We start from the raw sequence: 19778 nt of genomic DNA on the forward strand, positions 1-19778 counted from the left end.
GATGGCCGGGATCAAGCCAGCTCGGGCGCTGATGTTTCAGGGAACGGGCTCGGATGTGGGCAAGTCGTTGGTCGTGGCCGGGCTTGCCCGCGCCTTTACGCTGCGTGGCCTGAAGATCCTGCCGTTCAAACCGCAGAACATGTCGAACAATGCGGCGGTCACCGCGGACGGCGGCGAGATCGGCCGGGCGCAGGCGCTGCAGGCCCGCGCCGCCGGGGTGCCGCTCAGCGTCCATATGAACCCGGTACTTCTGAAGCCGCAGAGCGAGGTCGGCGCGCAGGTGGTGGTTCAGGGCAAGGTCGAAGGCAATGCCAAGGCTGTCGAATACCAGAACCTGAAACTGACACTGATGCCGCGAGTTCTGGAAAGCTTCGAAATCCTCCGCAACCAAGCCAATCTGGTTCTGGTCGAGGGCGCCGGGAGCGCTTCGGAAATCAATCTGCGTCGGAACGACATCGCCAATATGGGGTTTGCGCGGGCCGCAGACGTGCCGGTGGTGCTGATCGGCGATATCGATCGCGGCGGGGTGATCGCCAGCCTTGCCGGGACCAGGCTGGTGCTCGATCCCGAAGATGCGGCGATGATCCGGGGTTTTATCGTCAATCGTTTTCGGGGCGACCCGGCCTTGTTCGCAGACGGCATGCGTATAATCGGGGATCTGACCGGATGGCAGTCGATCGGACTGTTGCCGCATTTTGCCGATGCGGCCCGGCTGCCGGCCGAAGATGCGCTCGGCCTCAATGCGCCTTCGGTGCGGAAGGCTGGTGCGAAGATTAAGATCGCGGTGCCGATCCTGCCGCATATCTCCAATTTCGACGATCTCGATCCGTTGGAAGCGGAGCCTGATGTCGATCTGATCCGCGTGAGGCCGGGGCGGGTCATTCCCGGCGATTGCGATCTCGTGCTGCTGGTTGGTTCGAAGGCGACGATATCCGATCTGCGGGCGCTGAAGGCGGCCGGTTTCGACGTCGATATCGCCGCGCATGTCCGCCGTGGCGGTCGGGTGCTCGGCCTCTGCGGCGGGTATCAGATGCTTGGAAAAACCATTTCCGATCCGGACGGAACCGAAGGGCCGCCCGGCTCGATCGAAGGCTTGGGCTTGCTGGATGTCGAGACGGTTCTTTCCGGCGATAAACGGCTGGAAGCCGTCTCGGGCGAGAGTTTCGACGGAATTTCTCTATCCGGTTATGAAATGCATATCGGGCGTACGTCTGGCGCGGATTGCCAGTACCCGTTCTCAATCGTCGGCCGCAACCCGGAAGGGGCGATATCGGCGGATGGCCGCGTCTGGGGCACCTATCTTCATGGCTTGTTCTCAGACGACCGGCAGCGGTCGGCCTGGTTGACGCGGCTGGGAGGCTCTGCATCGGGCCTCGACTATGAAGCGGGCGTCGACGCGGTGCTGGACCGGCTGGCCGCCCATATGGAAAAGCACCTCGATCTTGACGGGCTGCTCAAACTTGCCAGATGATCCACGCCAGAAGGCCGAAAAGGCCGATCAGCAGAGCGTCGGCGACGCGGGCAAGCTTCAGTGCGCGGCGGATGTCGTCGTAGTTGAGTTCGGAACGGCCGCCCTCGCCCATGAACCGCGCCTCGATCATCTGTCCGCCGTAGCTGCGCGGTCCGGCGAGTGCGATGCCGAGCGCCCCGGCCATCGCCGCTTCCGGCCAACCGGCATTCGGCGAACGGTGATGGCGGGCATCCCGCCTGACGGCGCGGATCGCGTTGCCTGGCGAGGCGCGATCGATGAAACCTGCTGCGACCACGAAAAGAAGGGCGCTGAGGCGCGAGGCGGGCAGGTTGATAAGATCGTCGAAACGGGCGGCGGCCCAGCCGAACGCTTCGTGGTGCGGCGATTTGTGGCCGATCATACTGTCGGCGGTATTGGCCGCCTTGTAGCCGACGCCACCGGCAAGCCCGAAGATCCCCATCCAGAAGGCCGGCGCCACGACGCCGTCCGAAAAATTCTCGGCCAGGCTCTCGATCGCCGCGCGGCAGACGGCGGCTTCATCGAGCTTTTCGGGGTCGCGCCCGACGATTTTCGACACGGCCTTCCGCCCGGCTTCCAAACCTCCATCCCGCAGCGCCGTCGCGACGGCTTCCACATGAGTTTCCAGGCTTTTCTGAGCGGGGAGGCTGGCGGCGATCAGAACCAGCAGGAACGGTCCGAGGGGGATCAGCTTCAGGTCGTATTCGATCACCAGTCCGAGCAGGATGGTGATGCCGAGAAGCGCCAGAAGCGCCAGGACACCTTTTCGCTTCCGTGTGGAGAAATCGTCGCTTTCCCGGTTCAAATCGCGGTCGAGCCGGGATATCAGCGCGCCGATCCAGGTGACCGGATGGCCGATGCGCCGGAACAGCCAGTCCGGATAACCGAAGATGCGCTCAATAATCAGGGCGAGGAATGCGAGAAGGAACATGAAGGTGGCAGGCCCTGAAATTGGCGATGAGATTGGCGATCCGATACAGCACGGCGGCAATCTTTCCCGCGCCCGGGCGCTGTTTCGCCACGCGCCGGAACCGTGGGTCGATCTCTCCACCGGTATCAGCCCGCATTCCTATCCGCATTCGCCCCTGCCCGACAATGTTTTCACGCGACTGCCTGACGTCGCATCGGCGGAAAGGCTGAAGATTCTTGCCGCTGCCTCCTACGGCGTGCCCTCGGCAGCACATGTCGCGGCGGGGCCGGGAACTCAGATCCTGTTGCCGATTGTCGCCGATCTGATCGCGCGGAAAGGCCAGGCTGCGGTTCTCTCCCCCACCTACGCGGAACATGCCCGAGTGGCACGGCTGGCTGGTTTCGAGGTCATGGAAACCGCCGATCTGGATCCGCTGGCGGAAGCGGACCTCGCCGTCATCGTCAATCCCAACAACCCGACCGGCCGTATCGTCCCGCATGCCGACCTTTTGGCGCTTGCCGCAATCATGCGCGCAAAAGGCGGGCTCCTGGTCGTGGATGAGGCCTTCATGGATGTGTCGGAAGCATCAAGCGTCATTGACGCGGTGGATGCCGGCGGGCTGGTGGTGCTGCGGTCCTTCGGCAAGTTCTACGGCATGGCCGGCTTGCGGCTCGGCTTCGTGATGTCGCACCCGGAAACGATCGCGCGTATCGAGAACCGGCTCGGCCCCTGGGCGGTGTCCGGTCCGGCATTGCAGGTGGCGAACGAAGCACTCGGCGATGTCAGATGGCAGCAGGCGATGCGGCTGAGGCTGAAAGCGGATGCGGCGCGGCTGGATGCTCTGCTCCGTGCCGCCGGAATACCCGTTATGGGCGGAACGTCGCTGTTCCGCTTCATCCGCGATCCGCGCGCGCAGGCGATTTTCCGGCACCTCGGAGAACACGGCATTCTGGTGCGCCGGTTCGAGGAACGGCCCGATGATCTCAGGATCGGTCTTCCCGGCGACAGCGACTGGCCGCGGCTCGAAGGAGCCATGAAAACTATTGAGCCGGCAAATTGAATTTGTCGCGCCAGGCGGGCTGGGCGTTTGCAACGGGCAAAGCCGTCGCCTCGTAGACGCCACGGGCCACGGCACGGGCAGTTACCAGCGTCGCCAGATGGCAGATTTCCATGAAATCCGACGGGTCGTTTAAAGGTTTCGCACCGGTCGCCGCTGAAAAGATCGTGTCGCCGTCGAACGGCAGGTGCGCCGGCAGGATCGCCCGGGCGAGGCCGTCATGGGCAAGGATGGAAAGCCGGTGTGCCTGCGCCTTGGTGAGCACGGCATCGGTGACGATGACGCCTATCGTCGTTGAGGTCACGTTGCGGCCCTTGAGGCGCATACGATTGTCGAAGGTCTGAGGTAGTCCAAACCCGCCGAACTCCTTCTCTTCTTCAAAGGGAGCCGCCCAGAAGTGCGGACCTTCGCCGATTGTCGCCGAGCCCAGTGCGTTGGCGGCCACAAGCGCCGCAACCGTATGGCCTGTCGAAGTCCAGGCGCTTGCCGAGCCGATGCCGCCCTTGAACGTCGCCGTCGTGGCACCCGTTCCGGCACCGATGGTTCCGAGTGCGAACGGACCCCTGGCGGCGGTCCTGAAGGCCTCGTACCCCATCTCGCGATAGGGCGAATACAGGCCCCAGTCCTTGTCGCCGCCGTTCAGCAGGTCCATCAGGATCGCCTGCGGCACGATCGGCACGCGGACGCTGCCGACCTGGAAACCGCGGCCGATCTCGCGCAGGCCCGATTGCACGCCGCCGGCCGCATCGAGGCCAAAGGCGGAGCCGCCGGACAGAACGAAGGCATCGACCGTCTGTACAGTCATAGAAGGATCGAGGAGCGCGGTATCGCGCCCGCCCGGCGCACCACCGAGCACCGAGCCGGAGGCGATTGCCGGTTCGTCGAAGATAATAGCCGTGACGCCCGAACCCAGGGCAAGATCGGTGGCATGGCCGACGGCCACGCCTCCGATATCGGTCAACAGATTGAGCGTATCGGCCATCGGTTATTCGATGTCGAACTTGACGCCCTGCGCGAGCGGCAGGGTGCGGCCGTAGTTCAGCGTGTTGGTGGCGCGGCGCATATAGACGCGCCATGCGTCGGAGCCGGATTCGCGGCCGCCGCCGGTTTCCTTCTCGCCACCGAATGCGCCGCCGATTTCGGCGCCCGAGGGGCCGATATTGACGTTGGCGATGCCGCAATCCGAACCGCGGGCGGAGACGAAAGTTTCGGCCTCGCGCATGTCATTGGTGAAGATCGAGGAGGAAAGGCCCTGCGGCACGTCGTTGTGCAGGACGAGGGCCTCGTCGAGGCTCGAATATTTCATCACATAGAGGATCGGCGCAAAGGTCTCATCCTTGACCGGACCGGTCTGGGCCGGCATCTCGACGATGGCGGGGCGGACGTAATAGGCCTCGGCCGCCTCGTTCTGGTGAACGCGTTCGCCGCCGGTCACCTTGCCGCCTTCGGCTTTGGCGGCTTCCAGGGCCTTCTGCATCTTGTCGTAAGCCGCCTTGTCGATCAGCGGGCCGACTAGGTTGCCGGTTTCGAGCGGGCTGCCGATCGTCACGGACTGGTAGGCCTTGGCGAGGCGCGGCACCAGTGTTTCATAGACGCTGTCATGCACGAACAGGCGACGCAGCGAGGTGCAGCGCTGGCCGGCCGTGCCCATGGCGGCGAAGGCGACACCGCGCAACGTCAGGTCGAGATCGGCCGTCGGCGCGACGATCGCGGCGTTGTTGCCGCCGAGTTCTAGTAGCGAGCGGGCAAAGCGCGACGCAAGCCGCGGCCCGACGGCCCGGCCCATGGCCGTCGAGCCGGTTGCGGAGACGAGCGGGATCTTGTCGTGATCGACCAGGACTTCGCCGATGTCGCGGCCGCCGATCAGCAGGGTCGAGAGGTTCTTCGGGGCCTTCCCGCCATCGGCGACGAAACGGGCGAGCGCCTTTTCGAAGATCGCCTGGGTGGCGAGCGCGGTCAGCGGCGTCTTTTCCGACGGCTTCCAGACGGTGGAATTGCCGCAGACGATGGCGAGCGCCGCATTCCAGGACCAGACGGCGACCGGGAAGTTGAAGGCGGAAATGATGCCGATCGCGCCGAGCGGGTGCCAGGTCTCCATCATCCGGTGTTCGGAGCGTTCGGTGGCAATCGTCAGGCCGTAGAGCTGGCGGGAAAGGCCGACCGCGAAATCGCAGATGTCGATCATTTCCTGCACTTCGCCGAGGCCTTCGGAGGTGACCTTGCCGACTTCGATGGAGACAAGCCGGCCGAGGGCCGTCTTGGCAGCGCGCAGTTCCTCGCCGAGCAGGCGGATCAGTTCACCGCGCTTCGGGGCCGGTACCAGACGCCATTCGAGGAAGGCCGCGTGGGCGGCGTCGATCGCCTTTGCGGCGCCTGCGGCGGTTTCTTCCGGCAGCTTGCCGATTTCCAGGCCGGTGATCGGCGAACGGACGGCGAGCGTGCCGCCGGTATAGCTTTCGGCTTTGACGCCGAGATCGCTCAGAATGGTTTTCACCTCAGCGGCGAGGTCGAGTGTGGCGAGCGTCATATCAGTCTCCGGGTGTCGAATTGTGCGTCAATCTACAAATCGGCGGCGGTTTTACAATCAGAACCGTTCGCCAGCGAAATGGGCGATCTGCGCGCCCGCTTCATAATAAGCTTCCTTGATAGTGCGGAAGCCGGGTTCCTGAACCTCGGTCAGCGGCAGCGGCAGGTCGGTTTCCGAAACCTCGCCGAGGATATGGCGTGCCAGCAGTTTGCCGAATGTCGTGCCCGGCGCGATGCCGCGGCCATTGTAACCGGAAAAACCGAGGACGTTGGGGCCGAATTTGTGGAAACGCGGCAGGGCATTGTCGGTCATGCCGATCTGGCCATACCATTCGGCCTCGAATTCCACATCTCCGAGCTGGGGGAAAAGCCGCTTCAGCGAGCGCCGTGCCCAGCTCTTGTGGATCCCCGTTCCGGTGCCGCGCAGTGCGCCGACCGAACCGAAGACAAGCCGGCCGGCCTGGTCCATGCGGAAGGAGGAGAGGATGTCCTTGGTGTCCCAGCAGCCTTCCAGTCCGGGCAGGATCGAGCGGCGCAGGTTATCGCTGAGCGGCGCGGTGGCGAGGTTGAAATAGGGCAGATAGACCTGTTCGCGGCGTACCTGTTCCCAGGGGCCGGTGCTGTAGGCGTCGGTCGCGACGATCACCCAGTCGGCGACGACCTGGCCGAACGCGGTCTTGACGAATTTTCGGCCGTCTACCTCACCGGTGGCCATCACCGCGCTGCCGGTATGGAGCCTGGCGCCGGCCTTCACCGCCGCATGGGCGAGGCCGCGGGCATAGGCGAGCGGCTGCAGCGTTCCGGCGCGCATGTCGAGCAGCGATCCGGCATAGGCAGTCGAGCCGACGCGCCGCTCGGTTTCGGCTGCATCGAGCAAGGTCACCGGGGCGCCGCGCACCTGCCATTGCCTGGCGCGTTCCTCCAGCTCCTTCAGCCCTTCGGGACCAACCGCGCAATGCAGCGTGCCGTTCTTTTCAAGCTCGCAGGCGATGGCGTGTTTCTCGATCAGTTCGCGCACGAGGGCAGGGCCATTGCCGAGCAGACCGAGCAGGCGTTCGCCGTAGATGGGACCGAGCTCCTTCGGGAAATCGTCCGGCATCACCCACATGCCGGCATTGATGAGGCCGACATTGCGGCCGGCGCCACCGAAGCCGATCTCCGCTGCCTCGAGCAGCACGACATCGGTTCCTGCCTCTGCGAGATGCAGGGCTGCCGAAAGGCCCGTGTAACCGCCGCCGACAATCACCACATCGGCAGATACCGCTTCCTCCAGCCGGGTGGTGAGCGGCGGGGCGGGAGCGGTCTTTTCCCAGAGGCCGTGAGAGCGGGGATCGTTCAGCATGATGATTGTCCGGGAGGGTTGATCGCCAACTCTTTACAGGGAGCCTTTATCGATGAATATCGACATGTTCTCAACAGATCATTCTCTGGAGGAATGACATGCTGCCGCCCCGGCGCTTTCTCCCGTCATTCTCGCTGCTCTCCGCCTTCGAGGCTGCTGCCCGCACCGGCAGCGTCACGGCTGCGGCAAACGAGCTCGGCCTCACCCAGAGCGCTGTCAGCCGGCAGATCTCGGCGCTGGAGAAACAGCTCGGCGTGGCGCTGTTCCTGCGCGAACGCCAGACGATCCGGCTGACGCTTGCCGGCGACGGTTATGCCCGCGAGGTGCGCGAAGCGCTCAGGCGCATTTCGCATGCATCGCTCAATCTCAGGGCCAATCCTTCCGGCGGCACGTTGAATCTCGCCATCCTGCCGTTTTTCGGCACGCGCTGGCTGACGCCGCGGATCGGACGCTTTCTCGATGCCTATCCGGGCATGGTCGTGAACCTGATCACGCGGCTCGAACCGTTTGATTTCCGATTCGATACGCTGGATGCCGCCATTCATTTCGGTGCTGCCCGCTGGCCGGGCGCGGCACTCACCTTCCTCATGGACGAGGAGGTCGTGCCGGCCTGCAGTCCGGCATTCAAACTGCGGCATGATCTTCAGACACCGGCTGATGTGCTTCGGGCGCCGCTCCTGCATCTCAATACGCGGCCTGATGCCTGGGAATTGTGGTTCTCGAAGAATCGGATCGTATTCGATGCATTGCATGGCATGCTCTTCGATCAGTTCATCACCATGGTGGAGGCTGCGACCGCCGGGCTCGGTGCCGCGCTGCTGCCGCGGTTCCTGATCGGCCGGGAGCTGGAGCAGGGCCTGCTGGTGCCTGCGGTGGAGGCCGAGAGGATGCAGACCGGGCAGTATCATCTCGCCTATCCGCCCGACCGGGCCACCTACCCGCCGCTTGCCGCCTTCCGGGACTGGATCATCCGGGAAATCCACGGGCAAGAGATTCGCCAGGATACGCTTGCGAACGGCGGCCGCATCGGCCAATAGTCGGGCATGTCCATCATGATCGCGAAATCGATCCGACCGACGGGAAGACGTCCATGAAACCTATTTTCGTCCAGCTCCGCTGCAAGCCCGGCAAGACCTACGAGGTTGCCGACGCCATCTACAAGACCGAGCTCGCGTCCGAACTCTATTCGACCAGCGGCGATTGGGATCTGTTGTTGAAGGTCTATATCAAGGACAATGACGAGATCGGCCGCTTCGTGAACGAGAAGATCGCTTCCATTCCTGGCATCGAGCGCTCGTTGACGACGATGACTTTTACCGCGTTCTGAGCGCAATAAAAAAGCCGCCACAGGGGCGGCTTTTGGAATTCGAATTAAAAAAATATCAGACATGCGCCGCGGAGGCGCTGTTGCGCGAGCGAACCAGCTCGCGGATCGCAAGACGCACTTCGTCGGCAGAGCCGAAACGCTGTTCGTCCAGATCGATGACATGGAATTTCACGGCGATGAACTTCAGCCGATCCGCGTCAGGAATGACAATACCGACGGGCTCGCCGCCGAATTCGATTACTTGCTTCTGCATGGCAGACTCCCGCTATGGCTGTTTGCGACACAGCTCTGGCGAATGAAATTTTCAGGAACGATTGAACTGAAGCGTTACATTCGACAGCACGGAAGGGAGCGGCGATCCGTGCCATTCATTTTGAACGCGATCTTGCCAAAGGCGGCGACGCGGACGAATTTAAACATGTCACTCTCCCTTCATGGCGTTGCGCGAAAGCCGGCCAGACTCAGGCCGGCCGAATGAAGATCATCTGTAAGCGAATCCCACAGAATGATCAACGAAAATCAATCTATCTAGAATTTTTTTCCGACTGATGACAGGAAGAAGGCCGAATTGTGAAATTTCATTCGCGATTCTTGGTCATCGCCTGTCAGCCCTGAGATAGGTGGCTTTTCCAACCAAGCAAGGATGGAGGCGGCAAAATTTCCGGCAAAGGCCGGATCGGCGAGCTCAACGTTCCGAGAGCAGGGCTCCTATCCGGTCCACGAACCTGTCGGCGCTTTGACGGCTGAGGCACAGCGGCGGACGCAGAACAATGCGCTTCGGGATACTGTCGTCCACGATGAAGCCGGGCCGCAGCCGTTCACCGAGGCCTGCCGCCTCGTCGGCGAGATCGATGGCGAGCAGCATGCCGCTGCCCGTTACCGCAACGATCGCCGGAAAACGCTCAGCCAGACTTTCGAGCCGCGTCTTCAGATGGCTGCCGATTTCGCGGGTGTTTTCCCGCAATTGTTCTTCCCTGATGACATCGAGCGCCGCCGCGGCTGCGGCGGCCTTGACCGGGCAGATGGCTGGCCGGCGTTCATCCGCGGCAAGACTTGCCGCGATTTCCGGTCGCGTCATCAGAAGTGCCGGCGTTCCGCCGCCCGGCCCGTCTGCGATCAGTATGTCCGGGGCGAGCCCCCGGTGCGAGAAACCCCAGGTGTGATGGCCAAGCCTGCCATAGCCGGTTCCCGTTTCATCGACGATCAGAAGACCGGCCTTTTCCCGAAGCTCCGCCAGGGGTTCGTCCAGGTGTCCGGCTTCATTATGCCCTTCCGCCAGTACGGCGGCGACATCGTCGAGATCGTGGATCATGTCGGCAGCGGTCCCGACGGACGGTACAGTGAACAGGTCCGGATCCCGGTGGTCCACCCGGAAACCCGGCAGGCCGATGATGCGGCCCTTGTTCGTGTGAGCGCGGGCAAGCCGGAAGGCGAGATCGAGGGCGTCGCCTCGGCCGGCGGCAAATGAGACATGGCTCAGCCCTTCGGGCGCAAGCTCGGCCAGTTGCGCGCGCAAAACGTCCTCCGGTTCGGATGGCTGGCCCGTGGTGCGGCTGAGCAGCAGGGCCTGGCGGTAGGTCGCCGCAGCAAGGCGCGGGTGACCGTGGCCGATCAGCGGGGCCTGGCCGCCGAGATCGAGTGCGGTACGGCTCGTCGCGTCGAACAGATATTCCTTCCAGCCGCGGACCGGCTGATCGGGGTGTCCGGGAGCCGGGGCATTTGCCTCTATGCCGAGCAGCGCCGAGGGAGAAGGATATAATCTCGACGACGTGCCAACCTCGGCAGGTGTGCAGAAGAGCGGCGGCACGAGATCCGGGTCGAGGCAGAACCTGAGCCGCAGGCCGCCGACCGAATCGTCGGCCCCGGCGATCACACCGAGCGGATCGCCCGCGGCGAGTTCCGTCCCTTCGGCAAGCGTGCATTCGAGACCTTCGACATGCAGGGTGAGGTCGCGCCCGACAAGAACGAGACGGGGGCCGGCGGTTTTCAGCACTCCCGCGAAGGGCGCCACCGCCGCCGTCCGGGCGGGCAGGCAGGCGTCGATGTGGAGTGCGAAGCTTTCCGGCTCCTGCTGCGGATCTGTGCTGCTTTTCGAGAGACGGTACTCGCCGTAGCGGGTGCTGGCGCGGCCGGTTTCCCAGGCGATATGGGCGAGCAGTTTCCAGTCGTTGTCGGCGTCCATCCAGTTGCCGCCGTAGAGCAGCGGGCTGGTGACGCTCAGGTCCACCATCCGGAAGGTGTCCGGGTCGATATCGGGCAGGAGCCGGCCGATCTCCGGCAACGGCTTCACGGTCCCCGTCGCATCCAGAATGGCTGCAAACACCCGCGCCGGCGAAACGGAGGTTGCGCCGCTCAGCACGGCACGGCGTTTTTCGGTCACTTCCCTCGCTTGCTGATCATCGGGCGATTGCGCCTGTTGGCTCTCGGCCTCGGCCGCGAGGATGCCGGTGCGCGCGACGACCAGCGGCCATAGTGCTTCGAGTTCGGTCAGGGTGAATGGGTAGATCTCGTGATAGGCGCGGATCGCCGGCAGCAGCGCGAATGGATCTCCGTCGCGGTCTGCAAGCAGATAGGCGCAGGTATTGGCGAAACCAGCAACCAGCCAGCCGTTTGAAATGCCGGTAAAGTCCGTCAAGCCGGTCGGCAGCCATGTGCCGTCCGCATCCTCGCCGATGACGGTTCCGGCATTCAAGTTCTGATGCGCCGCCGCGACCCTGAGGCTCGAACCCAGCGGCTGGATGCGCCGGAGCGCCGTCACCATCGCCTTGGCGATCACGTCGCGGATTTCCTGGTCGGTAACGGCGGACAGAAGGGAGACCGTCTGCGGGCCGGCCTGGCGCAGGTCTCCCACCGGCTCGCGCTGCAGGACCGGATGTTCGAAATCCTGGAGGCTTTTTACAAGCTCCGCCGAGATCGACCCGAAGGCGGCGATGGCGTGATCCGACAGTTTTTCACCGGTCGGCGGGGGTGTTCCTTCGAGAAAGGTGAGCAGGCGGATGCGCCGATCCTCGCCGCCGAGCGGCAGGACGAGCGTGTCGCCGCCATCCTTGGTCGCCACGGGCTCGGGAACCCGCGGCCCGTCCGGACTGCGCAGGATATGGCGCATCAAGGCGTGTTCGGCCTCGATCTCCTCGACGGGACCGTCGGCGGGCGCCACCTTAAGCAGATACCGCATATGGCCGTTATCGATCAGAAAATAGGGGTTCTGCCGTCCCTCGATCGGGAAAACCTGGCCTGAGAGCCCGTAGTGGTCGCGCAGAACGTCCTCGATCGCGTCGATCGAAAGCTCGTTTGAAGGAGGCTCGATAAGCTCTGGCAGGACGTCGGACATGAACCTCTCCGGAAGGGCGCTTCCGAAGAGGATAGAGCGTTAAAGACCTGCGTCCATAGGCCTTTTTACCAACTTTGGCTGAGCCTCAGCCCATGCGCTCCGACGCGTAGGAACCGGGGCTCGGCGGGAAGACGACGGTGCGGTTGCCGTTGATGAAGGTGCGGTGATGGATATGGGCGTGGATGGCGCGGGCGAGCACCTGGCTTTCGACGTCGCGGCCGAGCGAGACATAGTCGTCGGCGCTCTGGGCATGGGTGATGCGCACCGTGTCCTGCTCGAGGATCGGACCCTCGTCGAGATCGGCGGTGACGTAATGCGCCGTTGCGCCGATCAGCTTGACGCCGCGCGTATAGGCCTGCTTGTAGGGGTTGGCGCCCTTGAAGCTCGGCAGGAAGGAGTGGTGGATGTTGATGATCCTGCCGGACATCTTCTTGCAGAGATTGTCGGAGAGAACCTGCATGTAGCGGGCAAGAACGATGAGCTCGGTGCCGCTCTGCTCGACGAGATCGAGAAGCTGGGCTTCGGCCTGCGGCTTGTTTTCCTTCGTCACCTTGATGTGGTGGAAGGGAATGTCGTTGTTGACGACCAGCTTCTGGTAGTCGAAATGGTTGGAGACGACGCCGACGATATGGATCGGCAGCGCGCCGATCTTCCAACGATAGAGGAGGTCGTTGAGGCAGTGGCCGAAACGGGAGACCATCAGCAGGACCTTCATCCGCTCGTCGGTGTCGAAGATCTCCCATTCCATCCCGAACCGGTCGGCGATCGGCTTGAAACCCTCGGTCAGCGCCGGACGTTCGGCGCCCTCTTCGGACAGGAAGCTGACGCGCATGAAGAACCTGCCGGTGTCGAGGTCATCGAACTGGGACGAGTCGATGATGTTGCAACCCTTTTCCGCCAGAAAGCCGGAAATCGCTGCGACAATGCCCCGCGTTGTCTTGCAGGATACGGTCAGGACATAACTCTTCATCTCAATTCTCCCTCCTCCGCCATCGGTTGGCCATTTCGTGTATACATAAAAACGATGCCGGACAATATCCAACCCTTCCAGAAAGGGAAAATTGCCTAAGAGAGCCAGGCCTTACCCGAAAAATGTGTACAGCGTTTCTCGATATTCGTTTGGGCCTGCTTCCCGTCCCTCGACCTTAAGGCCGGCTGTACAAAATTCCGTTCCCTTTGCGTCGTCGGCGCGCGCATCACCGCCGCGGAAGCGGCTTCGGGCAGCGATTCGTAATTGCTAAAGGTTATGGTGGCAGGTTGCGGCTTCGCACTGGAGGAAGACTTGAAGCAGAGGTCCCGAAAAATCGGCCGCCGCGTCTCGCGTTTGTTGGGCGTTCTGGTGTCCCTGGCGGTGGCGGGCGCTTCGGCCGAGGCAAAGACCGCCTGCCTGCGCGGCGTGAACCTCGCCGGCGCCGAGTTCGGCGATCTCGGTGATGACTACGGCAAGGGCTATATCTATCCTTCCAAGGAAACGATCGACTATTTCGCCGCTAGAGGCTTCAACACCGTCCGTCTGCCGTTTCTCTGGGAAAGACTCCAGCCGCAACTCTACAAGGGGCTCGATTCGGCCGAACTCAAGCGTTTGCGCGATACCGTCCGGCTGATCCGCGCCAGTGGCATGGCAGTCATTCTCGATCCCCACAATTACGCCCGGTTCCGCGGCCAGCTGATCGGTTCCGAAACGGTGCCGCAAAGCGCCTTTGCCGATTTCTGGCGCCGGCTTGCCGCAGCTTTTGCCGGCATCGACGGGGTCGCTTTCGGTTTGATGAACGAACCCTACGACATTTCGGCCGAGGACTGGCTTTCCGCCGCCAACAGCGCGATCGGCGCCATCCGCCAGACGGGAGCCGCCAATCTCGTGCTGGTGCCGGGCACGGCCTGGACCGGCGCCCACAGCTGGCTTGTCGGCGATTACGGCACGCCGAATGCCTCCGTGATGCTCGCCATCTCCGACCCCAAGGACAATTATGCCTATGAGGTCCATCAATATCTGGATACGGATTTCTCCGGCAAGAATACCGAATGCTCGCGGGCGGCGGAGGCCGTGAAGGCAATTGGCGATGTTGCCGGCTGGCTTCGGGACCATGGCCAGCGCGGATATCTCGGCGAGTTTGCGACACCCGCCACTGCGGATTGCCTGCCGGCACTCGCGGAGATGGTCAAGACGGTGGAGCAGGGGGCCGATGTCTGGCTTGGCTGGTCCTATTGGGCCGGCGGCGACTGGTGGCCGGAAGACGAGCCGCTCAACATCCAGCCGACCAAAAGCGGTGACCGGCCGCAGATGCAGATTCTCTCCCGCATCTTTTCGGAACAATCCGCCTGCGATCGGTAAAATCGCCCCGGAGAGTTTAAGTCTTTGTGAGCAAGACCGGGCGTATTGCTGGTGCAGTGATCGAAAAACTGCCGGCATGACCATGATGGACGCCCGAAATAAATCCCCGTCCGCCGGGGAGGTATCGCCGCTGCTGCCTCGCTCGGCTTCCGAACCGTTGACCTTCGACGGCACGGTGGGGCTTTTCACGCCACCGTCGACCGGAGCCCAGCCGTCCGACATTGCGGTTCTGTTCACCAGTCCCTGGGGGCTGGAGGAAATGTGCACGCGCAAGTTCTGGCGCATCATCTCGGAAAAGCTTGCCGATCGCGGCATTGCCAGCCTGCGGTTCGATTATCCCGGCACCGGCGATGCGCTGGACGATATCGATTTCGAGGCCGGCCTTTCCGTCTGGTCCGACAGTCTTGCCTCCGCTGCCACGTATCTCAAGACATTTTCCGGCTGTGCGCGCATCGTCGTCGTCTCGCAGGGGCTGGGGGCGGTCATCGCCACCAAGGCCGCCGACGCGATCGAAGCGCTCGACGCCATCGTTTATATGGCACCGGTCGTTTCCGGCCGCCTGCATATCCGCGAGCTTGCGGTCTGGTCCAAGGTGGTGGACGAAAATCTGGGCCTTACCGACGAGCAGCACGACAAGGCCGGCGTCTCTATCGCGTCGCTCACCATGCCCGGTGAGATCGCCGACGAGGTTCGCAACGTCAACCTGTTGACGATCGACCGGTCGCCTGCGCCGCGCGCGCTGGTCATTGGTCGGGCCGATCGGCCATCCGACAAGGAGTTTGCCGCCCGGCTCCGGGCGCTTGGCGCAGATGTGAGCGAAGAGGCTTTCGAAGGTTACGACAAGCTCGTCTCCAATCCGGTGATCGTCAAGATGCCACTGTCGGTCGCCGACAATCTGACGAACTGGATCGCGGCACTGCCGTCCGAACCGGCTTCCGCACCAATACGCGCGCCGGGGCCTGCCACGCCACTCGCCGGCGACGGCTTTGCCGAAACGCCGGTCCGCTTCGGTCTCAACAGCCGGCTTTCGGGGGTTCTCTGCGAGCCGTCGCGCGGCCGCGCGGGCGCGACGGTGCTTTTCCTGACGTCGGCCTATGACCGGCATGCCGGCTGGGGCCGGGCGACGGTGGCCCTGGCGCGCGCGCTGGCGCGTTCCGGCATTCCGTCACTGCGTTTCGATACGGCCAATGTCGGCGACAGCCCGCCAGTGCCCGGCCGGCCGGACCAGGTTCTCTATCATTCGGACCAGAATTCCGACGTCTCGGAAGCGATCGATTTTCTCGAAGCCTGCCGGCTGACACCGGTCGTTGCCGCCGGCCGCTGCAGCGGCGCCTATCTCGGCCTCCAGGTATCGCTTGTCGAACCGCGCATCGCCGGCACCGTCTCCGTCAATCCGGCGGTTTTCCGCTGGCGCCCCGGTCGCTCCGTCGAGGACATGATCGTCAATGGCGCGCGCAGCCTGCGGGACTACCGCAAGCGGGCCCTGCGGGCCGAAACCTTCAGACGCATCCTGAGGGGCGAGGTCAATACCGTCGCGGCGGTCCGCAATATCGCCAGAAGTGTCGGCAACCAGACCAAGGGCAAGATCCTGCATGCCTTCCGCGGTTTCCTGCCGGAGGGGCGGGCGATCTACGGTGCTTTCCGCACCCTCTACCAGCGCGGCGTTCCGGTCTCGCTGATCTACAGCGAGAACGATCTCGGTCTCGAGCAATACGATTTCTATTTCGGCCATGACGGGTCGGGCCTGGCCCGTTTTCCAAATGTATCGCCGGAAATCATTCCGGATGCCGATCACAACCTGACGCCGGATCATGCCCGCAAGGTCTATCTGGAGGCACTGAGGGAAATGGCTTTCCGTTTTCCTCTGGAAGAAGACGTCTATTCAAAAACGGGCGGCTCCGTCGCTGCAGAGTGACCGGATCGTGCCGCCGGGTCTGCCGGGGGCTTTGGAGATTGCGGCAAGACGGATGCGCCTGATTGCACCCGGCGCCAGATGGAATCCATTGTCCGAGGCGCGGTAACCGGCGCATTCGATGCTGACCGACTGGGCAAGGACATCGCTCGAAAGCTCCAGCCACAACTCTCCCTCACCCTCGGTGACCGAAACCGTGATCTCGGCATCATGCAAAGCGTGCGCGCGCCCGAGCGGGAAATGGAAAGCCTCCGCCAGGATTTCCCCGGTTTCCGCATGTTTCAGCCGTGCCACGGTCACGTCATGAGAGGGCGGACCGAAACGATAGGCATAGTTCGTGTCGAAGAAGGCGCCGAACAGGTGGGTCGAGGCGATGCTCTCGCTGCTTCTGGCTGCAAGCGTCAGGTCGCGGCGACCCGATACGACCGATATCCTTCCATCCCGCAGGCAGGCCAATTCCAGAACCACCTGCAGGTCGGCCGGCGTTTCATTGAGGAGATGGACATCCAGTCCGTTGGTGCCCTCATCGGCAAATACGGCCTGGACCGTCCGGAAGGCGCGCTTCAGCGCGAACCAGGCGGGTTTCGGCGTGCCGTCGACGCCAATCAAGCCCCAGCCGGGACCGGGCATGACATCCTGGAAGGTGAAAGCGAGCGCGCCGTTGCAGGTGGAGCCCGGACGTCGCCATTCGGCAAAAGCCGCTTCCATCACCTCGCCGGTCACGGCGCGGGAGAGGGCAAGATACCGTTCCGGCTGCTGCGCCCGGAGCGTCTGCGGATCGATGCCGTAAAGCGTGCCGAGATAGTGGTCGCGCACATCCTCGAAATCCCAATCGGCCCCGGGATCGCGCGGGATCCCGGCCTTGCCGCCAGCCAGCGTTTCGGACTCCGAGAGATTGGAGAAAGCCAGGCACTCGGCCGCGAAACGGATATTCGCCCGTCGTGCATCCTCGAGCGGCCGCTTGTAGGCGCCGACTCCGTAATAATGCGCCACGCCGGCATTCGGATAAAAAGGCAGCGCGCCGCCGGAAGGGGAATTCGCGACATAGGGCAGGTCCGGCCGGCACTCGGCCGCCAAGGCAGGAAGGATCTCCTTGCAGAGCGGGCCTTGCCAGATGCGTTCCGGCAGGCCGAGCATGGCGCCCTGCTGATAGATCTCGCTGCCGCCGCAAAGAACGGCAAGCGACGGCGAGGCTTGAGTTGCCGTCAGGAACTGCTCGACCTCCGTTTTCACGTGAATCACGAAATCAGGGTCGGCGATCGGATAATCGAAATTGGCAAACATCAGATCCTGCCAGACCATCAGGCCCAGCTCGTCGCACAGCGCGAAAAATTCCGGGCTCTCATAGGTCGAGATGCCGGGAATGCGGATCATGTTCATGCCCGCGTCTTTTGCGAGCCGCAGCCAGGGTTCGTAGCTGGCGCGGTCGCCCGGCAGCCTGACGATGTCGGCGGAGGTCCAGACGGCGCCGCGGCAGAATATCTTCTCACCATTGACGATGACGGCGAAATCATTGCCATCCGGGCCGCGATCGACGGTCAGGCTGCGGAAGCCGGTGCGAACGAGCGGGAATTCGTCGCCATCGACCATGAGTGCGACGTCGTAGAGCGCCGGCTCGCCATGGGTATGCGGCCACCAGGGTTTTATGCCGGGAAGGTGCAGCTCGGCGGAGTATTTTCCTTCGTCGTAGGTGAAGGCAGCTTCGTGACCGGCGCAGATGAGGTGGAGGTTGTGACTAAGCTCGTCATCGGCAAAGCTCACCTTCAGGAGACCTTCACCATTTTCGCCGAGTGCGGCTGAGAAGCTGAAATCCCTTCTCTCCGCAGCAATGTAAGGGGAGGCGGCGCCCCATCCGATCTCCCCCCTTGCGGGGGAGATGCCTGGTAAGGCAGAGGGGGGTGGTTCAGCATACTCCTCCGCCCTTGAGTCCGCGGCGCCACCCCCCTCTGTCAGCTCCGCTGACATCTCCCCCGCAAGGGGGGAGAAGGGGCCGGCGCCGCCAATCAGAAGAACTGGCCGCCATGGCCCCACGGCATGGATCTCCGGGCTCCAGCCTGGCATGAAGCCGAGCGCCGTGGTGCGGACAAATCTCAAGCCCTGGTTGTTCATCAGCCGCGGCCGCCAGCGGGCACGAGGGCCTGTCCTTTCCAGATGCGGTTTCAGCGCGCGGAAGCAGATCGACAGTGTTTCGGTGCCGGTCAGTTCCACCGCGACATCATGGCTTTCGAACATGCTTGTCGAGGATAGAATCAGCGTCTCGCCGAAAAACACCTCGGCCACGGTCGCAAGCCCGGCAAACCTCAGGACCGCTGGTCCCGGCGTCTCACCGGCAAGCGAGCGGCGGTACCAGACATCCTTGTCGATCAGCGGCTCGGGATTGTTGCGGTCGAAGCGGCCCGCGGCTTCTAGGGCCGCGGCGACCGTGCCCGGGACGATGGCCGGGATGCTGCTTCCCGGTCCGGAGGAGAGGTCGCTTGGCAGCACGCAGGCGCGGGGTTCGGTCAACGTGAAAGACCAGCCTTCGGCGAGAAAGCTGGTCTTGGATCCAATGACGGACAGAAGACTCACGCGGCCTCGCGGGCTTGGCTGAGCGTCAGTGCCAGGTCGCGCATCAGCAGGTCCCAGGCATCGGCGGCCGGATCGAGTGCGGTTGCGAGCGGTTCGAATTTCTTGCGGGTGACGGCGCGGGCAAGCAGGAACTGGGTGGATTTCGCAACTTCCGAAATCCTCAGCGCCTGTTCCACCGCCTGCGCGAATGTCTTGTGGTTCAGCCAGGCGAGATGGCTCGCCAGAAGCTCGAAATTGGCACCGACCTGCCGGAGCGTATTGAAGGCATATTTGTGGAAAAAGCCGAAATCCCGATCGGCGATACGCTCCACCTGCGCCGGGAACACTTTTGCGAAGGCGCGGATCGGGTTGTTTTCCGGCCGCCGGGCAAAATGATGCCTGAGGAGCTTCCACGCGGTCTCGCGAATTTCGTTGGCGTCCGGATAGGTGGCCGGAAACTTGGCGAATTCCGTATAGGGCAGGAAGGGCAGTGCCTCCGGGGCCGCGTTCAACTGAAACAGGCCGTCGAAATCCTCGGCCGACAGCGTGAAGAAGCCGCCATTGTGGAAGTAATCGAGCTCGCGCTTTTCGAGGTCGAGGCGGTTGATCGCGACCGTCGTCTTGCCGTGTTCCTGGCGGTAGGCGACGCCGCGGGTGTCGGGCAGGTAAAAACTGTCGAGTTCGAGCAGCGTAAGCCGGCCACGGCGGATCTGCTCCGCGACATGCCATTCCGGCCGGTCGAAGATCGCCAGTTCGGTGACGCGGATGCCGAACAGGGTTTCGAGATCCTCCAGCGGTACCTTGAAGAAGGTGAACTGGTCGCCCTCGAAATCCTGGGTCAGGGTGAAACCGAGCATGGCTTCCGGCGGCAGGCGCTGTGCCGAAAGCACCTCGATCCACAGATCGACGTAACAATTGGTCTCCGGCCACATGCGCTCGGCCGAATGCAGCGCATGTGTCGTGTAGTTCGCCGGATCGAGAGCGGGAAAAACCGCCGTCATGGGA

General features: G+C 63.3%; 15 protein-coding genes. 6 read left to right on the forward strand and 9 right to left on the reverse strand.

The window, feature by feature from the left end:
- The first annotated feature begins 1 nt into the window (after window position 1).
- Window positions 2-1471: a cobyric acid synthase gene (locus PMI07_RS05875; protein ID WP_007754885.1), complete on the forward strand. Its 1470-nt coding sequence runs from the start codon at window positions 2-4 to the stop codon at window positions 1469-1471.
- On the opposite strand, the gene cbiB is transcribed toward PMI07_RS05875, so the two are convergent.
- Window positions 1455-2420, reverse strand: coding sequence for an adenosylcobinamide-phosphate synthase CbiB (cbiB, locus tag PMI07_RS05880; protein WP_007754881.1), 966 nt, complete (start codon window positions 2418-2420; stop codon window positions 1455-1457). The two genes, PMI07_RS05875 and cbiB, sit on opposite strands and share 17 nt — an antisense overlap.
- A 4-nt stretch (window positions 2421-2424) precedes the next feature.
- On the opposite strand from cbiB, the gene cobD reads away from it, so the two are divergent.
- Complete coding sequence (gene cobD / locus PMI07_RS05885) at window positions 2425-3459, forward strand: threonine-phosphate decarboxylase CobD (protein ID WP_024163599.1); 1035 nt, start codon at window positions 2425-2427, stop codon at window positions 3457-3459.
- Here the strand turns inward: cobD and PMI07_RS05890 are convergent.
- From PMI07_RS05890 to PMI07_RS05900, 3 genes are read right to left on the reverse strand one after another with little or no spacing between them, the layout of a single operon-like run.
- Entirely contained in the window at window positions 3440-4438 is a 999-nt protein-coding gene (locus PMI07_RS05890; protein ID WP_007765619.1) for a P1 family peptidase, read from the reverse strand. The genes cobD and PMI07_RS05890 overlap by 20 nt on opposite strands.
- A gap of 3 nt (window positions 4439-4441) precedes the next feature.
- Complete coding sequence (locus PMI07_RS05895) at window positions 4442-5983, reverse strand: aldehyde dehydrogenase family protein (protein WP_007765621.1); 1542 nt, start codon at window positions 5981-5983, stop codon at window positions 4442-4444.
- A 57-nt stretch (window positions 5984-6040) separates the two neighbouring features.
- Window positions 6041-7324 carry an FAD-binding oxidoreductase gene (locus PMI07_RS05900; protein WP_007765623.1) on the reverse strand — a complete coding sequence of 428 codons (1284 nt, stop codon included), beginning with the start codon at window positions 7322-7324 and terminating at the stop codon, window positions 6041-6043.
- Window positions 7325-7422: 98 nt separating this feature from the next.
- Here PMI07_RS05900 and PMI07_RS05905 point away from each other — a divergent pair, with 98 nt between their 5' ends.
- Window positions 7423-8361: a LysR family transcriptional regulator gene (locus PMI07_RS05905; RefSeq protein WP_007765625.1), complete on the forward strand. Its 939-nt coding sequence runs from the start codon at window positions 7423-7425 to the stop codon at window positions 8359-8361.
- A gap of 53 nt (window positions 8362-8414) precedes the next feature.
- On the forward strand, window positions 8415-8651 hold the full coding sequence (locus PMI07_RS05910) for an Lrp/AsnC ligand binding domain-containing protein (RefSeq protein WP_007765628.1): 237 nt from the start codon (window positions 8415-8417) through the stop codon (window positions 8649-8651).
- A 55-nt stretch (window positions 8652-8706) separates the two neighbouring features.
- Here the strand turns inward: PMI07_RS05910 and PMI07_RS05915 are convergent, their stop codons facing one another.
- The 3 genes from PMI07_RS05915 to purU all read right to left on the reverse strand — a co-directional run bounded on the left by PMI07_RS05915 (window position 8707) and on the right by purU (window position 12952).
- On the reverse strand, window positions 8707-8904 hold the full coding sequence (locus PMI07_RS05915) for a hypothetical protein (RefSeq protein ID WP_007765631.1): 198 nt from the start codon (window positions 8902-8904) through the stop codon (window positions 8707-8709).
- 432 nt (window positions 8905-9336) lie between these two features.
- Window positions 9337-11982, reverse strand: coding sequence for an aminotransferase class III-fold pyridoxal phosphate-dependent enzyme (locus PMI07_RS05920; RefSeq protein WP_007765633.1), 2646 nt, complete (start codon window positions 11980-11982; stop codon window positions 9337-9339).
- An 85-nt stretch (window positions 11983-12067) separates the two neighbouring features.
- Window positions 12068-12952: a formyltetrahydrofolate deformylase gene (purU, locus tag PMI07_RS05925; protein ID WP_007765636.1), complete on the reverse strand. Its 885-nt coding sequence runs from the start codon at window positions 12950-12952 to the stop codon at window positions 12068-12070.
- A gap of 312 nt (window positions 12953-13264) precedes the next feature.
- Between purU and PMI07_RS05930 the strand changes: the two genes are divergently transcribed.
- Entirely contained in the window at window positions 13265-14314 is a 1050-nt protein-coding gene (locus tag PMI07_RS05930; protein WP_024163601.1) for a glycoside hydrolase family 5 protein, read from the forward strand.
- A gap of 76 nt (window positions 14315-14390) precedes the next feature.
- The gene (locus tag PMI07_RS05935) at window positions 14391-16229 is read left to right on the forward strand and encodes an alpha/beta fold hydrolase (protein WP_245277090.1); all 1839 of its coding nucleotides are present in this window, start codon (window positions 14391-14393) and stop codon (window positions 16227-16229) included.
- On the opposite strand, the gene PMI07_RS05940 is transcribed toward PMI07_RS05935, so the two are convergent.
- Together PMI07_RS05940 and PMI07_RS05945 are read right to left on the reverse strand one after the other, a co-directional pair.
- Window positions 16197-18794 carry a glycoside hydrolase family 2 protein gene (locus PMI07_RS05940; protein ID WP_007772102.1) on the reverse strand — a complete coding sequence of 866 codons (2598 nt, stop codon included), beginning with the start codon at window positions 18792-18794 and terminating at the stop codon, window positions 16197-16199. The two genes, PMI07_RS05935 and PMI07_RS05940, sit on opposite strands and share 33 nt — an antisense overlap.
- A complete protein-coding gene (locus tag PMI07_RS05945) occupies window positions 18791-19774 on the reverse strand; it encodes a DUF1839 family protein (protein ID WP_037085295.1) in 984 nt (327 codons plus the stop codon). The genes PMI07_RS05940 and PMI07_RS05945 overlap by 4 nt, the downstream gene beginning before the upstream one ends.
- Window positions 19775-19778: the final 4 nt, after the last annotated feature.

Source organism: Rhizobium sp. CF080, from assembly GCF_000282095.2.
GTDB lineage: Bacteria > Pseudomonadota > Alphaproteobacteria > Rhizobiales > Rhizobiaceae > Neorhizobium.